This is a genomic window from Natronospirillum sp. (assembly GCF_022565775.1).
Lineage (GTDB): Bacteria > Pseudomonadota > Gammaproteobacteria > Pseudomonadales > Natronospirillaceae > Natronospirillum.
This window is the reverse complement of the sequence record NZ_JAIUMC010000001.1, coordinates 44,000-69,776: the sequence shown is the minus strand read 5'-3', so window position 1 is coordinate 69,776 and position 25,777 is coordinate 44,000. Positions and strand designations below refer to the sequence as shown.

Sequence of the window (25,777 nt, the reverse complement as noted above, 5' to 3'; positions counted from 1 at the left end):
CACAGATCGGCGGGAGGTCCTGGTTTCTACTTGATCTCGGCAGCTCCGAGAAGCTGCTGCAGGTCCAGCAGCGGAGTTGGGTGGGCAAAATAGAAGCCCTGCAGACCATCACAGTCATTCTCGATCAGCCAGTTGGCCTGGGCTTCTGTCTCCACGCCTTCGGCAATCACTTCCAGCTTCAGTTGATGGGCCATATTGATGATGCTACTGGTGATGGCCGCATCATGCGGGTTTTCGGTCAGCTCGCGGACAAAGCTGCGGTCTATCTTGAGCTCGTTAACTGGCAGGCGGCGCAGGTAGCTGAGGCTTGAAAACCCGGTGCCGAAGTCGTCAATGGCAACCCGGATACCCGTCTGGCGCAGCGCCGTCAATACCTCTATGGCGCCCTCCGTGTCCTCCATCAGGATGCTTTCCGTCAGTTCGAGCGTCATGGCCTCCCGAGGCAATCCTGCCTCGTCAAGCACGCTGAGCACGCTGTCCAGAAAGTTGGGTCGACGGAATTGTACGAAAGACAGATTGACTGACACCGACACATCTGAATGCTGACGCAGCTGCTTCAGATCCCTGCAGGCCTGCTGCATGACCCAGTGGCTGATCGGAATGATCTGCCCGGTGTCTTCTGCCAGTGGAATGAACTCCGCGGGTGAGCGATATCCCTGTTTTGGGTCCTTCCAGCGAATCAGCGCCTCCAGCGTTCGTATCCGGTCGGTACCGGCCTGATAAATAGGCTGATAGTGCAGTTCGAACTGCTCCTGATCAATGGCCTCCTGCAATTCGTTGCGCAGCGCAACGCGCCGGTTGACGCTGGTGTTGATGTCCAGCGTGTACCACTGAAAGTGATTTCGGCCGCGTTGCTTCGCCTGGTACATGGCCATGTCGGCCTGCTGCACCAGTTGCATCGGGTTGTCGATATCGCCGTCGCTGTAGCTGATGCCGATGCTGGCGGTCAGCGTTATTTCAGACCCGTCTATCTGATAGGGGCGCCCCAGCGACTCGAGTATGGCTTCAATGACCGAGGTGGCCGCAGTGGCGTCGCTCAGATCGGTCAGTATCACCACAAATTCATCACCACCAAAGCGGGCCAGTGTATCTTTGGGGCGCAGCATGCTTTGCAGTCGCTGGCCAACTTCTACCAGCATGGTGTCGCCCACGGCGTGCCCGAGACTGTCATTGATCGGTTTGAATCCGTCCAGGTCGATAAACAGTACGGCCAAGAATTCCCTGTTTCGTATAGCCTGCTGGCAGCTTGTGGTCAGCCGATCCGTCAGCAGACTCCGATTGGGCAAACCCGTCAAGGCGTCGTGACTCGCGCTGAAGGCCAGTTGTGCTTCCTGCAGACGCTGGGCGGTGATGTCCTTGGCTATGCCGAATATCCCCTGCACCTGCCCGTTGATCATTATGGGCAGACTGGTCAGATCAAGATGGGCCACATGGCCGCTGGCATGTCGGCAGCGCACGACATAGCGGCACGCTTCACCACGCAGCGCACGGCGAAATTGCAAGGCGGCCAGTTTCCGGTCGGTATGAATCAACAGACTGTCAGCGGAAAGGCCGATGAAGTTTTTCTGCTGGCTTCCGAGCAGACTTTCCACCGCTTTGTTGACGCTGGCGAAGCGCCCGTCCTTGTCGAGAGAAAACACCGCATCCGGATGTTCGGAAAACAGCGAGCTGTAGCGCTGCTCACTTTTGCGCAAGGCCGTGCGATCGGTATCAACCTCCATCGCCAGGATGAGCAAACCGACAATTTCTTCGGCAAGAGACTGACTCTTCTGGTCGGGCCCGCCGACTGAGCCTCGAATGATCACCAGAGTCCCAAGTACATCCCCGCTGCCGTTCATGGCCGGGTAAGACCAGACAGCTCGCACATCAGCCTGCATCGCTGCGTGGCGATGGGGAGCCCAGGCAGGGTCCCGTTTGATGTCCGAGGCAATCGCCGGTTTGCCTGCAGCAGCAGCGGCTGCAGGAGCGCCGGTCGCGGCGTCCGGGAGCTGCACCAGCAACTGGCGCAGCTCGGCAGACAGTCTGACATCAGCCGCCAGGCGAAAGGGCTCTGAGCCGGTGTCGCTCACCATGATGGCAGCCCGGCAGTCGGGAATCTCGCTTTCCACCACTTCACAAAGGCCGCGCAGGGTCAGAAACAGCGGTGAGGCCTGCGCAATCATGCCTTGAAGGTGGCTGACCGAATCTGCTTTGCGCAGCAGCCGGTCCAGTTCTCTGCTGCGTGCGGCACTACGCTGGGCAAGCTCGATGGCAACCGCGATGACAATAGCGAACAGGTTGCCCATGAGCGCAACCAGCAGATAGAAGAAGGGCTCGCGCAGCAAGGCCTGTGAGTCCGTATGGTAGGTCGCCAGCTGCAGCTCGACCTCGGGGTTCAAAGGCAAGTGTTGTATCGCCATCAGCCTTCGGTCCGGGCCGGGGCTGCTGCCCAGGAACGTCTGCAGGACCTGGCCATCCTGTTGTAACTGAACGCTGTAGGGGGACGGGTCAAATTGCATTCCGTGCCGGAACATCTGATCCAGCTTGAAGATGCCAGTGAGCTGACTCGGATAGCGTCGATCCAGCAATACCGGCACCGTGATGGCAATTGCAGGGGGCGCGAGGCCTTCGGCGTCTGCGTGGACCAGGCGCAGGTTCGCCCAGTCGGGTGCATTGCTCAGCCAATCACGAAATTCCGCGCCGCTCAAAAAGGCGGTCCAGGTGTCGTCATATCGATCGGCACTCTGTTCCCAGAGCACCTGGCCCCGGCTGTCGGTCAGAGACAGGTTGCGCAGATCAGGAAAGTGACCAAAGTATTCCTGCAACTCACGCTGGCGCAGCGGGTTGACAGGAAGACCCTCCTGGCTTGACCAGCGACTGCTGGTACGCTGCATCAGCTGAATCCGGTTTTGCACCGAGCCCTGAATCACCGAGCGCGTCATCTCGATACTGGCCAGGCTTTCTGCCTGCAGTGAGCGCTGAAACTGCAGACTTAGCAGGTACCAGCTGGAAATGGACAGCAACATGAAAACCAGGCCAAAAGACAGGGCGCGTTGGCTGATCTGAGGTTCCTTGTCAGAATTGCTCGCCATGCCCAGTAACCATAGGGCAAGGCCCGCCATCATGATCCAGCCGGCTGCCAGCAGGGCAGCGGACAGGGCGGTGTCATACTGATGCGACAGATCCGTAAGCCAGATAGCGCCCATCAGGGCGGCTCCGCCGATGCTCAGTATCAGCCCTGAGCCCCAGAGCATCAGGCGCAGCAGCATGTCTTTCAATGGCCATACGAACACCAGCGCAATGGCCAGGTATGCCAGGATTTCCGGCCATTGCTGGCGGAAACCAAGCACCATCCACAACCACTGGCTCAGGGCATGCTCCGGGTTACTCACGCGCCATAGCGATAACAGAGCCAGGGCGCCCAGCACTGCCGCAAGCGCGCTCTGGGCACGCGCACGGCCTTGCAGATGACAGAGCACTGTGAGGCCGACGAATGTCGCCATCAGCGCGGCATCATTGGCAATGATGAGTTGGTCGCTTGGGACTAGCAGACCCACATAGACGGCGAGATGCACCAGACTGATCAGAATGCTGGCCGAGGCGAAAATGTAGCTGTAGACAACCCGGGTCAACTGGGGCAGGTCTGTCTTCATCGACTTGACATCTCAAAGCCTTCTAAATGGCAGAACTGGAGTCTAGCCCATGATTGCAACAGGCTCCATCTCCGTTTGTCAGCCAACCACCCGCTGTATCCAGATGGCGTAAAGCGGGATGCCCACCAGTACGTTGAATGGGAAGGTCACGCCCAGGGCCGCCAGCATGGCCAGGCCGGAATCTGCCTCCGGTATGGCGCCACGAACGGCAACCGGAGCGGCAATATAGGACGCACTGGCCGTCAGACTGGCAAGGATCAGCGTCGACCCGACAGGCAGCTCCAGCAGCAGACCCATCAGCAGGCCCGGCCACGCCAGTACCATGGGGGCCACCAGGGCAAAGGTCAGAACCCGCCAGTGCCGTCGCCGCACGCCCCGCAGTGCCTCGGCAGCGGTCAGTCCCATGTCGAGCAGGAACAGAGCCAGCACGACAGTGAAAGCCCCCATCAGCAGACCGGTGACCTCCTGACCCTGCCCCGGTCCGTACATCCAACCGATTACCACGCCACCGACCAGCAAAATGACGCTTCGGTTGGTGAAGGACTCGGCGACAATGGTGCCAATGCCGTGGCGTTCCGTGTTTTTGTCTGTCGGGGCGCCGCGGATGAACAGAGCGTACAGGATCATGCCGGTGAGGATGGCCGGCAGTTCGAGAAGTACCAGGTAGAGAGTGACTTCGCCGCCGGTGGCCAGAGAGTGCGTCTGTGTATAGGCGAGGGCGACGGCAAAGGTACCCGCGCTGACCGAGCCGTAATGGGCGATAAAGCTGGCACTGTCGGCAATGTTCAGTTTGACCAGTCGCCGCATGACAGGATAGAGCCCCAACGGGATCAGGAATCCGAGGGCCATGACCGCCAACAGACGAATCAACAGTTCCGGCGCCAGATTGCCGTGCAGCGCGATACCGCCCTTCAGGCCAATAGTCAGCATCAGCAGCAGGCTGAGCACGTCGTAGGCGGCTTTGGGCACCTCCAGATCCGAGCGAACCAGGCCAGCCAGCACGCCGAGGACGAAAAACATGGTGACGATATCGGGCAACGGTAATCTCCCTGTGTTGGCGTCGGCGGGCTCTAGCCCGCTGACTGAAAAACTATCAGACAGCCTCAGTCAGATCAGACAGCGCACAGCGCGCTGACTCCGGGATGAAACAAGGCGCCGGAACGGGTGACGGCAAACAACTGGTCTTCCACCGCTGACAGCTCGCCGACCAACTCAACCTGATACTGGCGGCAGACGTCTTCAGTGATTACTGAGGGTGCGGCGAACAGCCCCAGGCCACTGTGACCGAATACCTTGAGCAGGGCACTGTCATCAATCTCGGCGATTTCCCTTACCCTGATGCCGTGCTGCTGCAGCCACAGCATCAATTGCTGGTGATAGGGGGCATCCAGGGCATTGGCCAGATAGGGTGCATCTTGCAGGCTATGAGGGAAACCGGGTCGCAGCTGCCTGGCCAGTTCCTTGGTGCCGAACAGACTGATAGGCGAGCGCTCCAGAGTGTGCAGCTGCCAGGCCTCCTGGGCCGGAGTTTCCGGTATGCGATCAGTCAGTACAACGTGCAATTGTCCGGTGCGCAGAGCCTGCAACAGGTCCCCCGGACTGCCGGTGCGACAACGCAACCTGAGAGCCGGCTCGGCATCAAGTGCTTTTTGAATGGTGCGATAGGCAAACAGCTTGTGGATGGAGGCCGTGATACCCACTGACAACTGAGGCCGACGCGCCGTCTGCTCGCCAGCCAGAAAGGCCTCCAGGTCGGCCCCAGCACTGAATACTTTTTCCGCATGCCGAAACACTTCCTGGCCGGCATCCGTCAGCACCAGTTGGCGCCCGTTGCGACGAAAAAGCCGCAGCCCGATCTCTTGTTCAAGAGTCGCTATCTGACCACTGACCGTCTGTGGCGCGAGCTCCAGTTTTTCACTTGCACGCGCCACCGAGCCTTCTTTGGCAATCAGCCAGAAATAGTGCAGGTGTCGGTAGTTCAGTCTTGTCGGCATGCGCGGCCATCCAAGCTCCGATTGATGTTGAAGCCCCACCTTACCGCTGTCAGGCAGCCCCGGACCAGTACTGATTGCGCGGCTCGTCAACTGATGGCGCCTGCAGACCGAGCAATCGGCTGTTGCGTTCCCGCAGTTTGCCAATCTGCTGCGGCTTCGCCAGCAGGTCGCTCCGGCTAACCGGAATGAGGTCTCTCAGGCGCTGCCCCGGCAAGCCGGTCTGCAATTCGGGCATCAGGCCGGACAGCACCTCCAGCATAGCATCCACGCTGACCGACGCGCCCGGAGATGCGCCGAGCAGTGCGCTGAGACTGCCGTCCTTGCTGGTCAGAACTTCGGTGCCAAAGGCCAGTTCCGGCCGTCCATTGTTCTGGCAGCGAATGATCTGCACGCGTTGCCCTGCGGTGCGCAAAGCCCAGTCTTCGGGCCGTGCATCCGGCAGGAAAGTTTGCAATTGGGCAAATCGATCCTCGAAACGGCTCAGGCCTTCGCGCAGCAGATAGCGCGTGAGTGTATGCTGTTCCAGGCCGACCCGAGCCATCGGCATCAGGTTGTGCAAACGCACCGAGCGCACCAGGTCCAGGCCGCTGCCCGCGCGCAGGAAGCGACTGGTGAGTCCGGCAAACGGGCCGAACAGCAGAGCTGCCTTGCCTTCCAGATAGCGTGAATCCAGATGGGGTACCGACATGGGCGGCGCTCCTACCGGGGCCTGGCCGTAGACCTTGGCGTTATGCAGACGGGCCATGTCCTGATGGGTGCTGGCGAGCCAGAGTCCGGACACCGGAAAGGCGCCATAGCCTCGCGCTTCAGGCACCCCGGCCAGCTGCAACAGCGACAGGGTAGCGCCGCCGGCACCCAGGAACAGTCGGCGTGCGCTAAGCTCGATGGGCTGTTCGCCGCCTTTCGCTTTCACTTGCCAACCGTCTGATGTCCGCTGCAGTTCCGTGACCCGGTGGTTGCACAGAATGTCCACCGCACTGTGTTGCGCCAACCAGCGGCCGAGCTGGCGGGTTAGACGACCGAAGTCGACGTCGGTTCCCGAAACCATGCGAGTGGCCGCCATGGGTGTGGTGTGATCAAGGGCCTTGTGCATCAGCGGCAGCCAATCCGACAGCAGGCGGGGACTCTCGCTGTATTCCATCCCCTCGAAAAAGGGCGACTGCTGAAGGGCTCGAAAGCGTTCGCGCAGAAATCGCACGCCTGCTTCGCCTGTGACCCAACTCAGGTGCGGCACACTGCGCACGGCACCCAGTGGCCCGGTTACTATCCCTAACTGCGCGAGGCTGGCCCAGAACTGCATGGACACTTCAAAGCGGGCATTGATGCTGCAGGCGCGCGAGATATCGACATGCCCGCTACTGTCGGCGGGCGTGTAGTTGAGCTCGCAGAAACCGGCATGACCGGTGCCGGCGTTGTGCCAACCATCAGAGCTTTCGCGACCCAACTCTGGAGCCTGTTCGAGAATCGCAATCCGTTGGGATGAGTCGATCAGATGGATCAGAGTGGCCAGTGTGGTGCTCATGATGCCACCACCCACCAGAATGAGATCGTAGTCACTTGCCTTCATTGCTGAACCTCCGGGATCGGATGTTTGTCCGGTATTCAGCAGTCTAAGTGAGTAATAGGTATCAAATAATCGAATTAGTAATTTATAAATTCGAAATTTTCGATTATTTCGGTTTGATCTGCGCCTGTACCGCGTCCATCAAGGGCCCCTCGCCGGCGGCCAGGTCGTCGATGATGCTGAAATGGTCACGGGCCGGCACGCTCAGGTAGTGGTGTGACTGGTTTGGAAACTCCGTCTGCAGATGTGCCACCCAAGCCTGTGACTGGCGATGAAACTCGTCGGACTCCAGTTCCCCCACCGCGGCGAGCAGCGGGCAGTTCACCCTTACCGGCTGAAAGAGGGGGCTCAATTCGCGCACATCGCGCCCGGCCAGTTGCAGTTTGGGCTGCAGCCACGACCAGGGAAACGGACCCAGATCGAACAGGCCACTGATGGCTACGCCACCGCGTATCAGGTCGTTCGGCAGTTCATAGTCGCCTGCCCAGTCGGTCGCCAGCAGCATGCCCAGCAGGTGACCACCTGCTGAATGGCCGGAGACGGTGATATTGCTGCGGTCAAAGCCCAGCTCGGCCGCGGAGCCATAGAGCCAGGCCAGCGCGGCGCGGCTCTGGCGCACGATCTCGCCCAGGGTCACCCTGGGGCAGAGTGCATAGTTGATGATCGCAACATTGACCCCGGATTTCACCAGGCCCTTGGCCATGTAAGAAAAATCCTTGCTGCTCAGTGAGCGCCAGTAGCCACCATGGATAAACACATGCAGAGGCGCGCCAGTGCCACCCCGGGCAGGAAAGTAATCCAGTGTTTCATCGATGGTGGGGCCGAACCTCAGATCAAGCCGACACTTCAGTGCCGCGCGCGTGGCAGCACTGCGCTCAGTGAAGCTCTGCATAAGGGCCGCACCGTCGGTACGGCCAATTGACGGATTGTAAGCCGCATCAATGGCTTCCTGTGTGGTGAAATCCCGATAAAGCGGGTGCTCGGCAATAGGCATGGGTCAGTCCTCATAACGCCCGGTGTCGTCGTCTGCCCGCAAGTGGGTCAGTATGCGTTCAGCGCAGGCATCGTCGATGTCGGCATTCAGTGAAAAAGGGCCGGCACGGAAATTGAGGCCATACCGCAGTGCGGTATCGATGTCTTGCGACTGCGCCACCCCCTCGGCGACCACCCGTGTGGCCTCCCGTTCCAGCATGATGGCCAGGCGTTGCGCGACCAGGCCGGGCCGATCCGCAATCAGTTTCAGTGTGACACCCAGTGCCGCTGCAGCATGCCGGGCCTCGTCGAACTGCGCGCCACTCAGACCTGAGCCTGTGCAGGCCAGGATGACCGGATGCCGTTGCCAGCTCACCAGATTCTGGTCCAGCCACAACAGAGGAGCACCCCCTGCCGCCTCCTGAGCCAGGCGACCATCACTGACTGCCACTTGAAACGGCAGTGTATCCGCCAGCTTGTCGGCCAGAATACGGGAGTGCGCGGCCTCTGGCGGCTCGTCCTGGGTCTGCCGGGCGTCCCGGGCACCTGTATAGTCGTAGAATCCCTGGCCCGACTTGCGCCCCAGTTGTCCTTTCGCTACCCGGCCATGCACCGCGGAGGACGGCGCGAAGCGCGGATGATTGTCAAAGGCGCACCATACGGTGGTAGTTGCCTTCAGATTGACGTCCAGCCCAACCAGATCCATCAGCTCGAAGGGGCCGAGGGGTGTGCCCGCGTTGTCCTGGATAGCCTGATCCAGTGTCGGTATATCGGCCAGACCCTCGGTCAGCATGGTCAGGGGTTCGCTGTAGAAGGGTCGGGCACAGCGATTGACGATAAACGCCGGGCTGTCTTGCGCTATAACCGGAATCTTGCCCATCTCTCGCGCCAGCACGCATAGCCTGTTGACCACTTCATCCGAGGTGCAGGGCGCCTGAATCACTTCGACCAGCTTCATCACCGGTGCCGGGTTGAAGAAATGCAGCCCGGCGATGCGCTCCGGGTGGTGAGCTACCGAGGCAATATCCGCCACCGAAAGCGAAGACGTATTGGTGCACAGCAGGGTGTCCTTGCGACAATGCTTTTCCAGTGTCCGGATCAGGCGATGCTTGACCCCCAGGTCTTCCACCACCGCTTCGATCACCAGGTCGGATTCGGCGAGTTCTTCCACGTCATTCACTATTTCCAGACGCCGCATCGTATTGGTCGCCTCGGCGGCGGTCAGGCGGCCTCTGTCGACCCGTTTTTGCAGCGCCTTTTCTATGTTGTGAAAGGCCTTGTCGCAGGCCTCGAAGGACAGATCGTAGAGCAGCGTTCTCCACCCCGACTGGGCACTGAGCTGAGCAATGCCCTGACCCATGACACCAGCGCCCAGCACGCTGACGACAGGGTGTTGGTTGGCAGTGGATGAAGCAGTCTGATTTGACACGGGTTATTGCCCTCTGAAATCGGGTTTGCGCTGGTCACGAAAGGCGGCAATGCCCTCGGCCTTGTCAGCGCTGCTCAGCAACTGCTCGAAGTGGGAGCGGCTCTGTCGGCGCCCTGTGGCGTGCAGGTCATCGGTTGCACTGAGCACGGCGGCCTTGACCAACTGCTGGGCCAGCGGGGCACCACGGCCAAGCTTCTCGGCCAATGCCAGCGCCTCTGCGCGAGCCTGGCCCGGCGGTGTCAAATGGCTGGCCAATCCCCAGTCGAAAGCCTGCTGGCCACTGATCTGTTCTCCGGTGAGACCCAGGCGCATGGCACGCGCCCGGCCAATGGTGGCGGCCAGTCGCTGCAGCCCGCCAGCGCCCGGGATCAGTCCGAGCCTGACCTCCGGTTGACCCAGTTTAGCATCTTCGGCGACCACCAGCAGATCTGCCCCCAGCGCAAGCTCGCAGCCGCCGCCCAGACAAAAGCCTTCAACGGCAGCAATGACCGGTTTGCGCAGCGCCTGCAGGGTTTGCCAGTACTGGCGACGTGGATCTGTCAGCCCATCAACTGTGGTCTTGTCGGCAATTTCGTTGATATCGGCTCCGGCTGCAAAGTGCTCGCCACTGCCCTGAATCAGCAGCACCCGAACAGCCTCGTCGGCATCGGCTTCCTGACAGGCACCGGCGAGTGCCGCGAGCAGCTCCGTGTTCAGGGCGTTGCGCGCCTCGGGGCGATGCAGGGTCATGACCAGCACCGGACCGTGTTGTTCTGTAAGCAGGCTTTCACTCATGGGCATCCCCGAATTGGCCAGCGTTTTTCATCCAGCATTCAGGTTAGGTTCAATCGGCATATCTTTCAAGCATGAAAGTTTAGGCTTGAAATATATAAAAGTCAGGACTACATTGAATAACACAGGTCCCAAATCGCAGATACAGGACAACAAGAATGAAGATTGTTTGCCTCGGGGGCGGTCCGGCAGGGCTCTACTTCGCCATCAGCGCCAAGCTGCGCAACCCGGATCATGACATTACCGTGATCGAGCGCAACCGACCCAACGATACGTTTGGCTGGGGTGTGGTGCTGTCGGATGAAACACTGGACAACCTGACCGAGAACGATTCAGTCAGCGCCGAGCGCATTCGGGCACATTTCGCCTATTGGGACGATATTGCGGTGGTTCACGATGGGGTGCGTACCGTCTCTACCGGCCATGGCTTCTGTGGTATCGGGCGCCGGCAATTGCTGGTGCTGCTGCAGGAGCGAGCACGGGAACTGGGCATAGAACTGTGCTTCGAGCAGGAAGTTCAGGATGCCGGCTACTATGCCGAGCAGTATGACCTGGTGATTGCCTGCGACGGCATCAACTCCAGAACGCGCACCCAGTATGAAGAGCATTTCGAGCCGGATATCGATGTGCGGGCCTGCAAATTCGTCTGGCTGGGCACGCACCAGAAATTCGATGATGCCTTCACCTTCATTTTCGAGCGTACCGAGCACGGCTGGATCTGGGCGCATGCCTATCAGTTCGATGACGACACGGCAACCTTTATCGTCGAATGTTCGCAGGAGACCTGGGACGGCTTCGGCTTCGGTGACATGACACAGGATGAATCCATCGCCACCTGCGAGCGCATCTTCGAGCGCCATCTGGGGGGGCATCCGTTGATGACCAATGCGCGCCATATACGTGGCTCGGCCTGGATCAACTTCCCGCGTGTCCTGTGCAAGCGCTGGAGCTACAAGAACATCGTGCTGATGGGGGATGCGGCAGCGACGGCTCACTTCTCTATCGGCTCCGGCACCAAGCTGGCTCTGGAAAGCGCCATTGCACTGGCCGACTATGTGGAGAGTGAGTCTTCACTGACCGAAGCCTTCAAGCGTTATGAAGAAGAGCGTCGCCTGCAGGTGCTGCGTCTGCAGTCAGCGGCACGCAACTCCACTGAATGGTTCGAGCAGATCGAGCGTTATCTCGATCTGGATCCGGTACAGTTCAACTACGCGCTGTTGACCCGCTCGCAGCGCATCAGTCACGAAAACCTGCGCTTGCGCGACCCTGAGTGGCTGAGCAGTGCCGAGCAGTGGTTTCAGGGCCAGGCTGGCAATCCGGGCAGCAGTGCGGCGCCCATGTTTGCCCCCTGGACGCTCCGTGACATGACTCTGAAAAACCGCGTTGTTGTGTCGCCCATGGCCCAGTACAAGGCTGTGGATGGCATGCCCACCGACTGGCACTTCGTGCACTATGCCGAGCGCGCCAAGGGCGGTGCCGGTCTGGTCTATACCGAGATGACCTGTGTCAGTGCCGAGGGCCGCATCACGCCCGGCTGCCCCTGCCTGTGTTCCGACGAGCAGCGCCAGGCCTGGCAGCGACTGGTTGATTTCGTGCATGCGGAAACCGATGCCAAACTTTGCATGCAGCTTGGCCATGCCGGGCCCAAGGGCTCGACCCAGCTTGGCTGGGAGACCATGGATGCGCCGCTGCCCGAGGGCAACTGGCCTATCATGGCGGCTTCCGAGGTGCCCTGGTCGCCGGACAATCAGGTGCCCAAGGCGATGACGCGGTCCGACATGGATCAGGTCAAGGCAGAATTCGTGCATGCGGCGCAGTTGGCCGAGCAGGCCGGTTTCGACATGCTGGAATTGCACTGTGCGCACGGCTACCTGCTGTCGAGCTTCATTACGCCGCTGACCAACAAGCGGACCGATGAATACGGTGGCAGCCTGGACAATCGCATGCGCTACCCCTTGGAAGTGATACGTGCGGTGCGCGCGGTCTGGCCGGCACACAAACCCCTGTCGGTGCGCATTTCGGCCCATGACTGGGTAGCGGATGACGGCATCACGCCGGAAGATGCCGTGGCCATTGCGAAGCTGCTGAAGGCGGCCGATGTGGACATAGTCGACGTGTCGGCAGGGCAGACCTCGCAGCAGGCGCAGCCGGTCTATGGCCGCATGTTCCAGACGCCGTTTGCCGATCGCATTCGCCAGGAGGCGGGCATGCCGACCATGGCGGTGGGCAATATCTATGACCCGGATCATGTGAATTCGATTCTGATGGCGGGGCGGGCGGATCTGGTCTGCCTGGCGCGGCCGCATCTGGCCGACCCCTACTGGACGCTGCATGCGGCGGCGAAGATCGGCAACCAGGAGCAGAACTGGCCGCTGCCCTACCTCGCCGGCCGCGATCAACTGTTGCGCCTCGCCGAGCGCGACGAGGGGTTGATCTGATGAACACGGCTCAGTTCCCTGTAGGCCAGGGGCGTAAGCCCCGCTTGGCGCCTCCTCTGGTCGCAGTCTCTGGCGCTCTGACAGCAAGCCGCACTCTGCGGGCCTTTGCCGGCGGTGCTGAGCAGCGCGTCGCCAAGTTCGGCTACCAGCCAGAGGCCCGACCGGTCAGCAACCCGCGAACAGTGGTGCCTTTTTCTGTAGGCCAACGACGTAAGTCGTGCCCGGCGACGTTAGGCGCCTTACCAGCTTCGAGCGGGGCTTACGCCCCTGGCCTACAACGCTCAGACATCTGTCCCGCTGATCCTCCGTGGGCTGACGCAACAGCCGGCGGCACCACAACGATTCGCTTGGCTGCTGACGCGGCTCGGGCCTTGTGCTCAACAGCCTGCCTATGGGGCCACTTCGTGGCCAAGCGCGGCCAAGGCACGCGCCTACAGGGTGGCACCGTTGTAGCCGCCCCAAAAAGGGCCACCGGCGGTGGCCTGTCGCGCACGTGGTGCGCTCCTACGGAGGCACGGTTGGAGTCGCCTGCCGGGTGCATGCACTGTGAGACCGTCTACGGCCATGGACGGCCGTAGTCGAGCTGTCAGGGATGACGTTTTTTGCGTGTCTCACAGGCATGTACCCGAGCGTGGCGACGGTCCGATTGGCACCCGCGGGCATGAACAACCAACATTGAGGGAAGAATGAACGACACACAGTGGGATTACAGCGGCAAAACGGTGGTGATCACCGGCGGCGGTTCGGGTATAGGCGCCGAGCTGGCCGTCGCGTTTGCCGGCGCCGGGGCGCGGGTGGTCATCGGCGGGCGCAACCGTGACCGACTGAACACCGTCTGCGCGCGCCAGAGCGGCATCGAAGCGCGCGTGGTCGATGTCACCCGACCCGAGGCCATGGACACCCTGTTCTCCGACCTGGATCGCGTCGATGTCGTTATCGCCAACGCTGGCGCCGCCCACAGCGCCCCGGTGCACAAAACCGGTTTTGGTGAATGGCAGGACATGATCGCGGTCAATCTTACCGGCGCCTTTCTGACTCTGCAGGCCGGCCTCGCCCGCATGCAGCCAGGCGGCCGGCTGCTCGCCGTGGCCTCCACCGCCGGCCTCAAGGGCTACCCCTATGTGGCCCCCTATTGCGCGGCCAAACACGGCGTCATTGGGCTGGTGCGCTCACTGGCGCTGGAGATTGCCGACAAGGGCATTACCGTCAATGCCCTGTGCCCCGGATTTACCGAAACGCCGCTGCTGGAAGACAGCCTGCAGACCATCATGAACAAGACCGGCCGCTCGCGCGACGATGCCTATGCCCTGCTGGCCAAGAGCAATCCCCAGGGGCGTCTGGTGAGCACGGAAGAAGTTGTTGCCACCGCCCTCTGGGTTGCCAGCCCGGGTGCCAGCGCTATCCATGGTCAGGCACTGGCCATTGCGGGAGGTGAGATATGACCACCACAGTTGAAAAGCTGACCACCCCGAGCAAGGAGCGCCTGCGCCTCTGGCTGCGCATGCTGCGCACCACCCGACAGGTGGAAGCGGAGCTGCGCGAGCGGCTGCGTACCGAATTCGACAGTACGCTGCCAAGGTTTGACGTCATGGCCGCCCTGGCACGCAATCCGGATGGCCTGAAAATGAACGAGTTGTCGCAGTCACTCAAGGTCTCCAATGGCAATGTGACCGGCATCATCAGCCGGCTGGTTGACGATGGCTGGGTGACCCGCATCGCCATCGAAGGCGATCGACGCGCCACCCGAGTGCAGCTTACCGAGAGCGGCCAGCGCATCTTTTCCACCATGGCCGAGGCACACGAAAACTGGGTCGACGAACTGTTCAGCGAGTTCAGCGTCGACAAGGCCCATGAACTGATTGAGCTGCTGGACCACCTGCCGGTGGCCCACAGCGAACACTGAAGGATGGAGAGCCCGCGATGAAGATGGCAGACCTGAAACCCGAACACTTTCGCTGGCGCACTGAAGGTCGGGTGGCGATCATTCAACTGGATCGCCCGGAACGGAAAAACCCGCTGACCTTCGACAGCTATGCTGAGCTGCGCGACACCTTCCGCGATCTGGCTTACGCCGAAGACGTCGATGCCGTGGTGTTCGCGGCCAATGGCGGCAACTTCTCCTCCGGTGGTGACGTACACGAGATTATCGGCCCGCTGGTCGGCATGGACATGAAAGAACTGCTGTCCTTTACCCGCATGACCGGTGACCTGATCAAGGCCATGCTGAATTGCGGTCGCCCGGTGATCTGTGCCGTCGATGGAATCTGTGTAGGCGCCGGGGCGATCATCGCCATGGCGTCCGATATGCGCCTGGCGACGCCCGAAGCCAAAACGGCCTTCCTGTTCACCCGCGTCGGCCTCGCCGGCTGTGACATGGGCGCCTGCGCCATGCTGCCGCGTATCATCGGTCAGGGCCGGGCCGCCGAACTGCTGTATACCGGTCGTTCCATGACCGCCGAGGAAGGCGAGCGCTGGGGCTTCTTCAACCGCCTGTGCAGTGCCGAAGAACTGGAAAGCGAAGCCGTGGCGCTGGCGCAGCGCCTGTGTGAAGGCCCGACCTTTGCCCATGGCATGACCAAGACCCAGCTCAATCAGGAATGGTCCATGAGTCTGGAGCAGGCCATCGAATCCGAAGCGCAGGCGCAGGCCATCTGCATGCAGACGCGCGACTTCGAGCGCGCTTACACCGCCTTCGTCAACAAGCAAAAGCCCCAGTTTGGAGGCGACTGATGAGTGACCGGACCTTTCTCGACTGGCCCTTTTTCGAGCCGCGCCACAAGCGTTTGGCGGATGAGCTGGATGCCTGGTGCGAGCGCGAACTGGCTGACGCCCATCCCACGGACGTAGACGCCCACTGTCGGGATCTGGTGCAGCGTCTGGGTCGCGACGGCTGGCTGCAGCACACGGCCGGCGACGCGCTGGATGTGCGCACCCTGTGCCTGTGCCGGGAAACACTGGCACGCCATCACGCGCTGGCCGACTTTGCCTTTGCCATGCAGGGGCTGGGCACCGGCGCCATCAGTCTGTTTGGCAATGACCAGCAGAAGCAGTGGCTGGAACGCACCCGGGCGGGTGAGGCCATCTCGGCGTTTGCGCTGACCGAGCCGGATTCGGGATCGGATGTAGCCAATCTGGCCACCACCGCCGAGCTCGACGGCGATGACTATGTATTGAACGGCGAGAAGACCTGGATATCCAATGGCGGCATCGCCGACCTCTATATCGTCTTTGCCCGCACCGGCGAGGCGCCGGGGGCAAAAGGGCTGTCGGCCTTTATCGTCGAAGGCGACCGACCGGGTCTGGAGATCCGCGAGCGGCTGCACACCATCGCGCCGCACCCGCTGGCACGCCTCGGGTTCAACCAGTTGCGCGTGCCAAAAAGCAACCTGATCGGCCAGCCCGGGCAGGGCTTCCGTATCGCCATGGCGGTACTCGATGTGTTCCGCGCCACGGTCGGCGCGGCAGCGCTCGGCATGGCTCGACGGGCCCTGGATGAAACCGCCGAGCGCACACAGAGCCGTCGGCTGTTCGGTGGCCACCTGTCCGATCTGCAGATGGTGCAGGGACATATTGCCGAAATGGCACTCGGCATCGACAGCAGTGCACTGCTGGTGTATCGCGCCGCCTGGACCAAGGACCAGGGGGCGGAACGCGTGAGCCGCGAAGCCGCCATGGCCAAGTTGCAGGCCACCGAGCAGGCGCAGCAGATCATCGACAAGGCGGTGCAGCTGCACGGCGGTGACGGCGTGCGCGACGGTCATGTGGTGGCCGGGCTGTATCAGGAAATTCGGGCGTTGCGCATCTATGAAGGCGCCACCGACGTGCAGAAAGTGATTATTGCCCGCAGCGTGTTGGCCGGTCAGTAAGAGGCCGGCATGCAGCGGATTACGAGACAGGAACAGCAAACCCTCAGGGGAGGCCGTCATGGCTGAGAAAACCGCACATATTGATACCTTCGCCCGGGATAATCTGCCGCCTGCGGAACTGCAGCCCGAGTTTCTGCTGCAGGGGCTGGACTACCCGGAACGCCTCAACGCAGGCGTGGAGTTGACGGACCGGCTGGTCGAACAGGGCCATGGTGATCGTACGGCACTGATTGGCAATGGCCGACGACGCACCTACAAGGAACTGGCTGACTGGACCAACCGTCTGGCCCACGCCCTGGTAGAAGACTATGGAGTCAAACCCGGCAACCGGGTGCTGATCCGGTCCGCCAACAACCCGGCGCTGGTCGCCTGCTGGCTGGCAGCCACCAAGGCCGGAGCGGTGGTGGTGAATACCATGCCCATGCTGCGCGCCGGTGAGCTGAGCAAGATCATCGACAAGGCGCAGATCAGTCTTGCCCTGTGTGATACCCGATTGCTGGAAGAACTGGAGACCGCGCAGCAAGGCAATCAGACTCTGCGTCAAGTCATCGGCTTCGACGGCACGGCCAACCATGATGCCGAACTGGACCGCGCCGCGCTCGACAAGCCGGTGCATTTCGACGCTGTAGAGACCTTTGCCCATGATGTGGCGCTGCTTGGGTTTACCTCCGGCACCACGGGAGAACCCAAGGCCACAATGCACTTTCACCGTGATCTGCTGATCATCGCCGACACCTACGCCAAAGAGGTGCTGCAGGTCACGCCGGAGGATGTCTTTGTCGGGTCGCCACCGCTGGCCTTTACCTTCGGTCTCGGCGGGCTGGCCATCTTCCCGCTGCGCTTCGGGGCCTGCGCCACGTTGCTGGAAAAGGCCTCACCGCCCAACATGATCGAGATCATCGAGACCTACAGGGCCACGGTGTCCTTTACCGCACCCACGGCCTACAGGGTCATGCTGAAGGCCATGGAAGAGGGTTCGGACCTCTCCAGCCTGCGCTGTGCGGTATCGGCAGGGGAAACACTACCGGCCCCCATCTTCCACGAATGGATGGAGAAAACCGGCAAAACCATGCTGGATGGCATCGGCTCTACGGAAATGCTGCACATCTTCATCTCCAACCGACTCGACGATGCGCGCCCGGCCTGTACAGGAAAACCGGTGACGGGCTATCAGGCCAGGGTGGTTGACGCTAGTATGAACGAACTGCCGCGCGGTGAAATCGGTCGTTTGGCGGTGCGCGGACCGACCGGCTGTCGCTACATGGCCGATGATCGCCAGCGCAACTATGTGCAGGAGGGCTGGAATATAACCGGCGATACCTTCTGGCAGGATGAGGACGGCTACTTCCATTTCGCCGCGCGCAATGACGACATGATTGTCTCGTCCGGTTACAACATAGCCGGACCGGAAGTGGAAGCCTGTCTGCTCGCTCACGACAAGGTACTGGAATGTGCCGTGGTCGGGCAGCAGGACGAAGAACGAGGGCAGATTGTGGCCGCTTATGTAGTGCCTGCGGAAGGCATTCAGCCATCGGACGCCCTGATCAGTGAACTGCAGGACTACGTTAAAAACCAGATCGCACCCTACAAGTATCCGCGTGCGGTCCACTTTATCGAAGCTCTGCCGAAAACCGCCACCGGTAAGGTACAGCGTTTCCGGTTGCGCGAATAAAGGGTCACGGGCAGTCAATGTGACTTCAATAATGGAACAACAATAACAACACCTTGGGGGGTGTAACGATGAAACAGTCAATCAAACTGGGCCTCGGGCTTGCGATAGCTGCGACCATGACAGTGGCGCAGGCAAATGAAGTGCGCGTCGGCATGATTACCACGCTGTCCGGTGATGGCGCCCATCTGGGTGTCGATGTTCGTGATGGCTTCATGCTGGCCATCGAGCAATCCGGCAACTCGGATGTGAATGTCATCATTCGTGATGATGACCAGCGACCTGATCTGGCCAACAGCCTGTCCAGCGAAATGGTGGACCGGGAAGATGTGCACGTGATGACCGGACTGATCTGGTCCAACCTGGCCATGGCGGTTATCCCGTCAGTGACTCGTCAGGGTATTTTCTACCTGTCGCCCAATGCCGGCCCGTCCGATCTGGCAGGCCGTATGTGCCATGAAAACTACTTCAATGTAGCCTGGCAGAATGACGCGCTGCATGAAGCCATGGGGCAGTATGTGCGCGACCAGGGCTATGAGAATCCCTATATTCTGGCGCCCAACTATCCGGCGGGGACTGACGCCCTGACCGGCTTCAAGCGCTACTATGATGGCGAACTGGCCAATGAGACCTACACCCAACTGGGCCAGTCGGATTATGCTGCCGAGATCAGCCAGATCCGTGCCAGCGGCGCTGACAGCGTGTTCTACTTCCTGCCCGGTGGCATGGGTATTTCGTTCATGAACCAGTATGCCAACTCGGGTGCCGATATCCCGGTATTCGGCCCGGCCTTCTCGTTCGACGAGGTTATTGTCGGCGCGCTGGGTGAGGCTGCCGAGGGTGTGATCAATACCTCGCAGTGGGCTCATGATCTGGAGAACGACACCAACGAAGCTTTCGTAGCCGCTTTCCGCGAAGAACATGGCCGCACGCCGACCCTGTATGCATCGCAAGGCTATGACACGGCCAAGCTGCTGTTGTCCGCACTCGAAGTGGCGCATCCCGAGGACGATCCTGATGCCTTCCGTGAGGCGCTGCGGGCTGCCGACTTTGCGTCCACGCGCGGCGAGTTCCGGTTTGGCAGCAATCAGCACCCGATTCAGGACATCTACGTTCGCGAAATCGTGGCTGATGGCAACGGTGGTTTCACCAATCGCCTGATCGGCGTGGCCATGGAAGATCACCAGGACGCCTATGTCGGTGACTGCGACCTCTGAGCCCCGGCTCCTATGGCTGGCAGGCCCTGAGGGGCCTGCCCTGAATTCACGCCGGCCGGGCATCTGCTTCGGTCGGCTCAGGCTACAGGCAGGAATTCTGTTGTGACTTTCGCGCTCGTTGTTGAGCAGATCCTGAATGGACTGCAACTTGGCACCATGCTGTTTCTGATGGCCAGTGGCCTGACGCTGGTGTTTGGTGTCATGGGCCTGATCAATCTGGCGCATGGCTCCTTCTACATGGCCGGCGCCTTTGTAACCGCCACCGTGACCGCCACCACCGGAAATTTCTGGTTGGGGTTGCTGGTCGGTGTGCTGGCGGCCGGGGTGATTGGCATCGTGGTGGAACTGCTGGTGATCCGGCGCTTGTATGACCGGGGTCATCTGGACCAGGTGTTGGCCACGTTTGCACTGATCCTTATTTTTTCCGAAGGCACCTACATGATCTACGGTTCCTCGCCACTGTTTCTCAGTGTACCGCAGGAACTGCGTGGATCGCTGAATCTGCCCTTCGGTATCAGCTACTCGAGATACCGAATGGCCATTATCGGCATGGGCATACTGGTGGCCATCGGCCTCTACCTGCTGATCAGCCGAACCCGTTTGGGGATGCAGATCAGGGCCGGTGAAAACGACCGGGAAATGATTGGCGCCCTGGGCGTGGATATCAAGACCCTCTATACCCTGGTGTTCGCTTTGGGGGCGGCCCTCGCCGGCCTTGCCGGGTCTGCCATTGGCGCACTGCAGTCAGTGCGTGTGGGCATGGGTGAACCCGTACTGATCATGGCGTTTGTGGTGATCGTGATAGGTGGCATCGGGTCGATCAAGGGGGCGCTCGTCGGTGCGCTGCTGGTTGGCGTGGTTGATACGCTGGGACGCATCTTCATGCCGCTGACGCTGGTCACCTTCATGCCGCCCTCGCAGGCCATGAGTATCGGCTCGGCGATTTCCTCCATGCTGATCTACATCATGATGGCGGCCATTCTTGCATTCAGACCACACGGGCTTTTTGGGGCAAAATGACTTCATTACAGAACAGACTCAATCCGCAGACGCTGCTGGGTGGCCTGGTGCCGCAGTCCCGGGAGCACTGGATCAATGTGGTGCTCGTCGTGGGGCTGGTCGGCGCTGCCGTGCTGGCACACTTTCTGGGCGAGCGCTTTTATATCAATCTGGCGTCGCGTATCGCCATAATTGCCATGGCCGCCGTCGGGCTGAACCTGGCGCTGGGCTTCGGCGGTATGGTCAGCTTCGGTCACGCGGCCTTTTTTGGCCTGGGTGGCTATGTAGCCGGTATCGCGGCTTATCATGCCTTCAACATGACGCCTGTTCTGGGCATCGGTTTCATGCCGGAAGGTACGACCCAGATGCTGAGTATCTGGCTGGTCACGCTGCTGGTCTCCGGGCTGCTGGGACTGGCCATCGGCAAGATTTCGCTGGGTACGTCGGGTGTCTATTTCATCATGATCACGCTGGCCTTTGCCCAGATGATGTACTATTTCGCCAATTCCTGGCCGAACTATGGTGGTGAAGATGGCCTGCCCATTTTTCTGCGCAATGAGCTGCCGCTGGTCGATACCAACCACCACCTGACCTTCTTCTTTGTCGCCGCAACCCTGCTGCTGATCAGTCTCTGGATCAGCCAGCGCCTGATGGGTTCGCGCTTTGGCGCGGCCCTGACCATGGCCAGAATGAATCCGGTACGACTGGCTACTTCGGGCATTGATCCGCAGCCGGTCAAGCTGGTGGCTTTCGTGATCAGTGCCATGATTGCCGGCCTGGCCGGCGCCCTCTATGCCGACCTGAACCGGTTTGTCAGCCCGAGCATGTTGAGCTGGCACTTCTCCGGTGAGCTGATCGTGATCGTCATTCTGGGCGGTGTCGGGCGACTTTATGGTCCGCTGGCCGGAGCCATTCTGTTTGTCCTGATGGAAACCTGGCTCGGCGGCGTCACCCAGCACTGGCAGTTCTGGCTGGGCCTGGTACTGCTGGGTGTGGTGCTGTTTGCACGCGGGGGACTGATGGGCTTCCTGGCGGGGAGGTCGAAAGATGTCTGAACCCATTTTGCGCATAAGCAATCTGAACAAGGCCTTTGGCGCCCTCAAGGCGACTCAGGACGTGTCGATTGACCTCTATCCAGGTGAAATCCATGCCTTGATCGGCCCCAACGGGGCCGGCAAATCCACCATCATCGGGCAGGTATCCGGCAACCTGGCGCCCGATAGCGGCACCATTGAGTTGGACGGTGAAGACATCACGGCTTTGACTGTCGCAGAGCGAGCACGTCGGGGGCTGGGGCGCAGCTTTCAGATATCATCGCTGGCCGATGAACTGTCGGTACGGCGCAATGTGATGATGGCCGTGCAGGCCAAACAGGGCAGCCCGTTTCGTTTCTGGTCTCCCATTCGTACTGATGCCAGTTTGCTGGACCCGACCATGGCAGTGCTGGAGCGCCTCGGTCTGCAGGAGCGCGCCGGCACCGTGATTGCCGAGCTCTCGCATGGCGAGCGGCGGCAGGTCGAAATGGCCTGTGCCCTGGCACTGCAGCCCAAGGTGTTGCTGCTGGATGAACCCATGGCGGGCATGGGTTCCGAGGGGACCAGTCGTCTCACCGGCTTCCTTGAAGAACTGAAAAAGGAAGTGCCGATTCTGCTCATCGAGCATGATATGGATGCGGTATTCCGTCTGGCAGACCGGGTCTCTGTTCTGGTTTCGGGGGCGGTTCTGGTGCATGGCACGGCGGATGAAATTCGTAACCATCCCGCCGTTCGCGAAGCCTATCTGGGAGAGGAGACGGCCTGATGACCGATACCATGTTGAAGGTAGAACAGATCGAAAGCTTCTACGGGCCATCGCAGGCGCTGTTCGGTGTCGATCTGGAACTCAAATACGGCGAGCTCGTCGCCCTGATGGGTCGCAACGGAATGGGCAAAAGCACCACCATTCGCTCCATTTTCGGCCTGACGCCAGCGAAAACCGGACGCATCACTTTCAAGGGTAGCGACATCACCCAGCGCAGTACGCACCGTATAGCCCAGTTGGGGTTGGGGCTGGTGCCGGAAGGGCGCCGCTGTTTCCGCAGCCTATCCGTGCGCGAGAATCTGATCGCGACGGCAAGGCCCGGACCCTGGAATCTGGAGCGGGTGGCGAGACTCTTTCCACGCCTGGAAGAGCGCTGGAGCCAGTCGGCCCAGACCCTGTCAGGCGGTGAGCAACAGATGCTGGCCATCGGCCGGGCGCTGATGACCAATCCGCACCTGCTGGTGCTGGATGAAGCCACAGAAGGCCTGGCACCGGTGATCCGGCAGGAAATCTGGCAGGCAATAAGAGAGCTTAAAGAAAAAGAACTGGCTATTTTGCTGGTCGATAAATCACTGCGTGAACTGACGCCAATCGCCGACCGGTGTGTGGTGCTGGAGAAAGGACGCAGTGTCTGGAGTGGATTGCCCACCGAACTGACGACAGAGCTGCAGGACAAGTATCTGGGCGTCTGAACAGGAGTGCAGGGGATGACTTTTCAGGTGCGTCACAAGGTGCGTTTTGCCCATTGTGACCCGGCGGGAATTGTGTTTTTTCCGCGTTATTTCGAAATGATCAATGCCACCGTGGAAGACTGGTTTGCAGAGGTGGTGCAGTTCGACTTCAACCAGATGCATCAGTTGGAGGGGGTTGGAGTACCGACTGCCAATTTGCAGACTGACTTCAGGGCGCCCAGCCGACTCGGTGATATTCTGGTGTTCTCTCTGCGCCCGGTCAGGCTTGGGCGCAGCAGCCTCGAGCTGGGCATCGACGCCCATTGCGGCGACGAGCTGCGCCTGCGCAATCGATCCACTCTGGTTTATGTCGATATGACCACCGGTCGGCCCATCAGCTGGCCGGAACGGTTGCGTCAATGTTTTCAAAATGATCTGTCCGAGGAATAAAACATGTCTGAACTGTCACCTCATCAGTTGCTGCATCCCCGTAACTGGAAGGCGGCCAGCGGCTATGCCAACGGAGTGCTGGCGCAGGGCCGGACTGTCTATGTCGGTGGCCAGATAGGCTGGAACGCCGACCAGGTATTTGAAACGGATGATCTGGTCGCACAGATCCGGCAGACACTGGACAATATAGTAGCCATTCTGGCCGAAGCGGATGCCCGCCCCGAGCACCTGGTTCGCTTGACCTGGTACATCAAGGACAAGCACGAATACCTGTCCCGACTGCGTGAGGTCGGCGGTGCCTACCGTGCGGTGCTGGGCAAGCACTTTCCGGCCATGACTATGGTGCAGGTGGCCGACCTGGTCGAGGACGAAGCCCGCATCGAGATCGAGGCGACGGCCGTTATCCCCGACTGATCAGTCGGCCGTTGCCGGCATATCAGATACCTTCCAAAGCGATGGCGATGCCCTGACCCACGCCGATGCACATGGTGGCCAACCCTTGCTTGCCACCGGTGCGCTGCAGTTGTCGCGCCAGAGTCCCCGTGATTCGGGTGCCGGAGGCGCCCAACGGGTGACCCAGCGCAATGGCACCACCATTGGGGTTCACGTGGGCCGCATCGTGGGCAATGCCCAGCTCGCGCAGCGTGGCCAACGCCTGGGAGGCGAACGCTTCGTTCAGCTCCACCACATCGAACTGGCCGGGATTCAGTCCCAGACGGGCACAAAGCTTCTGTGTGGCCGGCACCGGGCCAACACCCATGATGCGCGGCGCCACGCCGGCCGTGGCACCGCCGCGAATGCGCGCAATGGGCGTCAGGCCATGTTTCTTTGCGGCCTCTGCCGTCGCCAGGATCACTGCGGCCGCGCCGTCATTGACGCCGGAGGCATTGCCCGCGGTTACCGTACCCGGGTCGCGAAACGGGGTCGGCAGACTGGCCAACTTGTCCAGTTTGGTCTCGGGCCTCGGGTGCTCATCGCGTTCGACGACAATCGGATCGCCCTTGCGTTGTGGAATGGTAACCGCAGTGATCTCCTCGGCCAGTATTCCGGCCTCGATAGCCTGTCCTGCCTTCTGCTGCGAGCGCCACGCAAAGGCGTCCTGATCTTCGCGGGTGATCTTGAAGTCGGCCGCGACATTCTCGCCGGTCTCCGGCATGGCATCGGTGCCAAAAGTCTTGTGTATCAGCGGGTTCACGAAGCGCCAACCTATGGTGGTGTCATGAATTTCCGCCTTGCGTGAAAAGGGGGTGTCGGCCTTGGGCATCACAAAGGGTGCGCGCGACATGCTTTCCACCCCGCCGGCAACGACCAGTTCGGCCTCGCCATTGCCGATCATGCGGCTGCCATACAGGATGGCATCCATCCCCGAGCCGCACAGGCGGTTTATGGTGGTGCCGGGCACGCTTTCCGGGTAGCCGGCCAGCAACAGCGCCATGCGCGCGACATTCCGATTGTCTTCCCCGGCCTGATTGGCACAGCCCAGGATCACTTCATCAATGGCTGCCAGGTCCATGGCCGGGTTGCGTGCTTTTAGCGCTGCCAGCGGGATGGCGGCCAGATCATCGGTGCGCACGGCACTCAGGGCGCCTCCGTAGCGGCCGATCGGGGTGCGAATAGTGTCGCAGAGATAGACATCAGTCATGGCGCGTTTTGCCTTCAATAATTGATTTGAACGTTGGCAAGAAATTTCCTGATTCTTGAAGGTTACCATGACTGCAGGAATGCAAAAGTGTTAAGCGGAGCTTCCAGAAAGTTCTCGTTGAGGAGTCGGGGTGTCGCGTTATTTATTGTCAGATAGGGCAATTGTTTGTAAGTTGTGTCCTATAATAATAGCAATTCGACAAAGGGACTTCTCGTGCGACAAAACTTTTGGACCGGGCTTGCTGTAAACGCTTTCGCTCTGTTGGCGTTGAACTGGATCATTCCCAACTATGCAGGGGTCAATCCGATGGCGCAGATGCCGCCTGATCTGGTGCCCCGAATTGCCTCCTGGATTATGTTGACCTGCGGCACGATCATCGTTGCCGGAGCCATAAAAGATCTGATCAAGGCTCGAGCTCTCCCTGTAACCGCTGATATTGACTGGCCAGCCGTCGGCTGGATGGTATGGCCCTTTGCCTATGTCTTTCTGGCGATCTACTTGCTCACACAGTTCAAGATTACTCATGTTGGCGGCCCGATAATCGCCGTCATGCTCTTCCTGCTGGGTGAGCGACGCTGGTACATGATTCTGGGTTGCTCAGTGGTCCCGGTGGCGTTGCTGTATGTGCTGTCTGTTTATCTGATGCGAGTAGGAGTGGTCTGA

Annotated in this window: 22 protein-coding genes; 14 read left to right on the top strand and 8 right to left on the bottom strand. The window is 60.5% G+C overall.

The window, feature by feature from the left end:
* Positions 1–26: 26 nt before the first annotated feature.
* The 7 genes from LAT62_RS00290 to LAT62_RS00260 all read right to left on the bottom strand — a co-directional run bounded on the left by LAT62_RS00290 (position 27) and on the right by LAT62_RS00260 (position 10,365).
* Positions 27–3,632 carry an EAL domain-containing protein gene (locus LAT62_RS00290; protein WP_293377124.1) on the bottom strand — a complete coding sequence of 1,202 codons (3,606 nt, stop codon included), beginning with the start codon at positions 3,630–3,632 and terminating at the stop codon, positions 27–29.
* Between the two features lie 78 nt (positions 3,633–3,710).
* A complete protein-coding gene (locus tag LAT62_RS00285) occupies positions 3,711–4,670 on the bottom strand; it encodes a sodium-dependent bicarbonate transport family permease (RefSeq protein ID WP_293377121.1) in 960 nt (319 codons plus the stop codon).
* Between the two features lie 74 nt (positions 4,671–4,744).
* Positions 4,745–5,626 (bottom strand): LysR family transcriptional regulator, encoded by an 882-nt coding sequence (locus tag LAT62_RS00280; protein WP_293377118.1) that lies wholly within the window; start codon positions 5,624–5,626, stop codon positions 4,745–4,747.
* A gap of 49 nt (positions 5,627–5,675) precedes the next feature.
* On the bottom strand, positions 5,676–7,193 hold the full coding sequence (locus LAT62_RS00275; protein ID WP_293377115.1) for a malate:quinone oxidoreductase: 1,518 nt from the start codon (positions 7,191–7,193) through the stop codon (positions 5,676–5,678).
* Positions 7,194–7,296: 103 nt separating this feature from the next.
* Entirely contained in the window at positions 7,297–8,184 is an 888-nt protein-coding gene (locus LAT62_RS00270) for an alpha/beta hydrolase (RefSeq protein WP_293377112.1), read from the bottom strand.
* Positions 8,185–8,187: 3 nt separating this feature from the next.
* Positions 8,188–9,591 (bottom strand): 3-hydroxyacyl-CoA dehydrogenase NAD-binding domain-containing protein, encoded by a 1,404-nt coding sequence (locus LAT62_RS00265; RefSeq protein ID WP_293377109.1) that lies wholly within the window; start codon positions 9,589–9,591, stop codon positions 8,188–8,190.
* A gap of 3 nt (positions 9,592–9,594) precedes the next feature.
* A complete protein-coding gene (locus LAT62_RS00260; RefSeq protein WP_293377106.1) occupies positions 9,595–10,365 on the bottom strand; it encodes an enoyl-CoA hydratase-related protein in 771 nt (256 codons plus the stop codon).
* Between the two features lie 155 nt (positions 10,366–10,520).
* Here LAT62_RS00260 and LAT62_RS00255 point away from each other — a divergent pair, with 155 nt between their 5' ends.
* From LAT62_RS00255 to LAT62_RS00195, 13 genes are all read left to right on the top strand, one after another.
* Entirely contained in the window at positions 10,521–12,800 is a 2,280-nt protein-coding gene (locus tag LAT62_RS00255) for a bifunctional salicylyl-CoA 5-hydroxylase/oxidoreductase (protein WP_293377103.1), read from the top strand.
* 686 nt (positions 12,801–13,486) lie between these two features.
* On the top strand, positions 13,487–14,242 hold the full coding sequence (locus LAT62_RS00250) for an SDR family NAD(P)-dependent oxidoreductase (RefSeq protein ID WP_293377100.1): 756 nt from the start codon (positions 13,487–13,489) through the stop codon (positions 14,240–14,242).
* Positions 14,239–14,703, top strand: coding sequence for a MarR family winged helix-turn-helix transcriptional regulator (locus LAT62_RS00245; RefSeq protein ID WP_293377097.1), 465 nt, complete (start codon positions 14,239–14,241; stop codon positions 14,701–14,703). The genes LAT62_RS00250 and LAT62_RS00245 overlap by 4 nt, the downstream gene beginning before the upstream one ends.
* A 17-nt stretch (positions 14,704–14,720) precedes the next feature.
* Complete coding sequence (locus LAT62_RS00240) at positions 14,721–15,530, top strand: enoyl-CoA hydratase family protein (protein WP_293377094.1); 810 nt, start codon at positions 14,721–14,723, stop codon at positions 15,528–15,530.
* Positions 15,530–16,666: an acyl-CoA dehydrogenase family protein gene (locus LAT62_RS00235; protein WP_293377091.1), complete on the top strand. Its 1,137-nt coding sequence runs from the start codon at positions 15,530–15,532 to the stop codon at positions 16,664–16,666. Before LAT62_RS00240 ends, LAT62_RS00235 begins: the two co-directional genes overlap by 1 nt.
* Positions 16,667–16,724: 58 nt before the next feature.
* Positions 16,725–18,338, top strand: a complete 1,614-nt coding sequence (locus tag LAT62_RS00230) for an AMP-binding protein (RefSeq protein WP_293377088.1) — start codon at positions 16,725–16,727, stop codon at positions 18,336–18,338.
* Positions 18,339–18,406: 68 nt separating this feature from the next.
* On the top strand, positions 18,407–19,552 hold the full coding sequence (locus LAT62_RS00225) for an ABC transporter substrate-binding protein (RefSeq protein ID WP_293377085.1): 1,146 nt from the start codon (positions 18,407–18,409) through the stop codon (positions 19,550–19,552).
* A gap of 102 nt (positions 19,553–19,654) precedes the next feature.
* Complete coding sequence (locus tag LAT62_RS00220; RefSeq protein ID WP_293377082.1) at positions 19,655–20,572, top strand: branched-chain amino acid ABC transporter permease; 918 nt, start codon at positions 19,655–19,657, stop codon at positions 20,570–20,572.
* Positions 20,569–21,606, top strand: a complete 1,038-nt coding sequence (locus LAT62_RS00215) for a branched-chain amino acid ABC transporter permease (protein WP_293377079.1) — start codon at positions 20,569–20,571, stop codon at positions 21,604–21,606. Before LAT62_RS00220 ends, LAT62_RS00215 begins: the two co-directional genes overlap by 4 nt.
* The gene (locus tag LAT62_RS00210) at positions 21,599–22,351 is read left to right on the top strand and encodes an ABC transporter ATP-binding protein (protein WP_293377076.1); all 753 of its coding nucleotides are present in this window, start codon (positions 21,599–21,601) and stop codon (positions 22,349–22,351) included. The genes LAT62_RS00215 and LAT62_RS00210 overlap by 8 nt, the downstream gene beginning before the upstream one ends.
* Entirely contained in the window at positions 22,351–23,043 is a 693-nt protein-coding gene (locus LAT62_RS00205) for an ABC transporter ATP-binding protein (RefSeq protein ID WP_367120504.1), read from the top strand. Before LAT62_RS00210 ends, LAT62_RS00205 begins: the two co-directional genes overlap by 1 nt.
* Before the next feature lie 15 nt (positions 23,044–23,058).
* Positions 23,059–23,472: a thioesterase family protein gene (locus LAT62_RS00200; protein WP_293377073.1), complete on the top strand. Its 414-nt coding sequence runs from the start codon at positions 23,059–23,061 to the stop codon at positions 23,470–23,472.
* Between the two features lie 3 nt (positions 23,473–23,475).
* Positions 23,476–23,886, top strand: coding sequence for a RidA family protein (locus tag LAT62_RS00195; RefSeq protein ID WP_293377070.1), 411 nt, complete (start codon positions 23,476–23,478; stop codon positions 23,884–23,886).
* A gap of 22 nt (positions 23,887–23,908) precedes the next feature.
* Here LAT62_RS00195 and pcaF read toward each other — a convergent pair whose 3' ends face one another.
* Positions 23,909–25,114 carry a 3-oxoadipyl-CoA thiolase gene (gene pcaF / locus LAT62_RS00190; protein WP_293377067.1) on the bottom strand — a complete coding sequence of 402 codons (1,206 nt, stop codon included), beginning with the start codon at positions 25,112–25,114 and terminating at the stop codon, positions 23,909–23,911.
* Positions 25,115–25,327: 213 nt separating this feature from the next.
* Between pcaF and LAT62_RS00185 the strand changes: the two genes are divergently transcribed.
* Positions 25,328–25,777 carry a tripartite tricarboxylate transporter TctB family protein gene (locus LAT62_RS00185; protein ID WP_293377064.1) on the top strand — a complete coding sequence of 150 codons (450 nt, stop codon included), beginning with the start codon at positions 25,328–25,330 and terminating at the stop codon, positions 25,775–25,777.

Excerpts from the sequence above, each read along its gene's own strand:
- LAT62_RS00200 (WP_293377073.1), top strand. The coding sequence starts at position 23,059 with ATGACTTTTCAGGTGCGTCACAAGGTGCGTTTTGCCCATTGTGACCCG.
- LAT62_RS00235 (WP_293377091.1), top strand. The coding sequence starts at position 15,530 with ATGAGTGACCGGACCTTTCTCGACTGGCCCTTTTTCGAGCCGCGCCAC.
- LAT62_RS00240 (WP_293377094.1), top strand. The coding sequence starts at position 14,721 with ATGAAGATGGCAGACCTGAAACCCGAACACTTTCGCTGGCGCACTGAA.
- LAT62_RS00230 (WP_293377088.1), top strand. The coding sequence starts at position 16,725 with ATGGCTGAGAAAACCGCACATATTGATACCTTCGCCCGGGATAATCTG.
- LAT62_RS00225 (WP_293377085.1), top strand. The coding sequence starts at position 18,407 with ATGAAACAGTCAATCAAACTGGGCCTCGGGCTTGCGATAGCTGCGACC.
- LAT62_RS00205 (WP_367120504.1), top strand. The coding sequence starts at position 22,351 with ATGACCGATACCATGTTGAAGGTAGAACAGATCGAAAGCTTCTACGGG.
- LAT62_RS00255 (WP_293377103.1), top strand. The coding sequence starts at position 10,521 with ATGAAGATTGTTTGCCTCGGGGGCGGTCCGGCAGGGCTCTACTTCGCC.
- LAT62_RS00270 (WP_293377112.1), bottom strand. The coding sequence starts at position 8,184 with ATGCCTATTGCCGAGCACCCGCTTTATCGGGATTTCACCACACAGGAA.
- LAT62_RS00290 (WP_293377124.1), bottom strand. The coding sequence starts at position 3,632 with ATGAAGACAGACCTGCCCCAGTTGACCCGGGTTGTCTACAGCTACATT.
- LAT62_RS00260 (WP_293377106.1), bottom strand. The coding sequence starts at position 10,365 with ATGAGTGAAAGCCTGCTTACAGAACAACACGGTCCGGTGCTGGTCATG.
- LAT62_RS00250 (WP_293377100.1), top strand. The coding sequence starts at position 13,487 with ATGAACGACACACAGTGGGATTACAGCGGCAAAACGGTGGTGATCACC.
- pcaF (WP_293377067.1), bottom strand. The coding sequence starts at position 25,114 with ATGACTGATGTCTATCTCTGCGACACTATTCGCACCCCGATCGGCCGC.
- LAT62_RS00210 (WP_293377076.1), top strand. The coding sequence starts at position 21,599 with ATGTCTGAACCCATTTTGCGCATAAGCAATCTGAACAAGGCCTTTGGC.
- LAT62_RS00215 (WP_293377079.1), top strand. The coding sequence starts at position 20,569 with ATGACTTCATTACAGAACAGACTCAATCCGCAGACGCTGCTGGGTGGC.
- LAT62_RS00195 (WP_293377070.1), top strand. The coding sequence starts at position 23,476 with ATGTCTGAACTGTCACCTCATCAGTTGCTGCATCCCCGTAACTGGAAG.
- LAT62_RS00275 (WP_293377115.1), bottom strand. The coding sequence starts at position 7,193 with ATGAAGGCAAGTGACTACGATCTCATTCTGGTGGGTGGTGGCATCATG.
- LAT62_RS00245 (WP_293377097.1), top strand. The coding sequence starts at position 14,239 with ATGACCACCACAGTTGAAAAGCTGACCACCCCGAGCAAGGAGCGCCTG.
- LAT62_RS00280 (WP_293377118.1), bottom strand. The coding sequence starts at position 5,626 with ATGCCGACAAGACTGAACTACCGACACCTGCACTATTTCTGGCTGATT.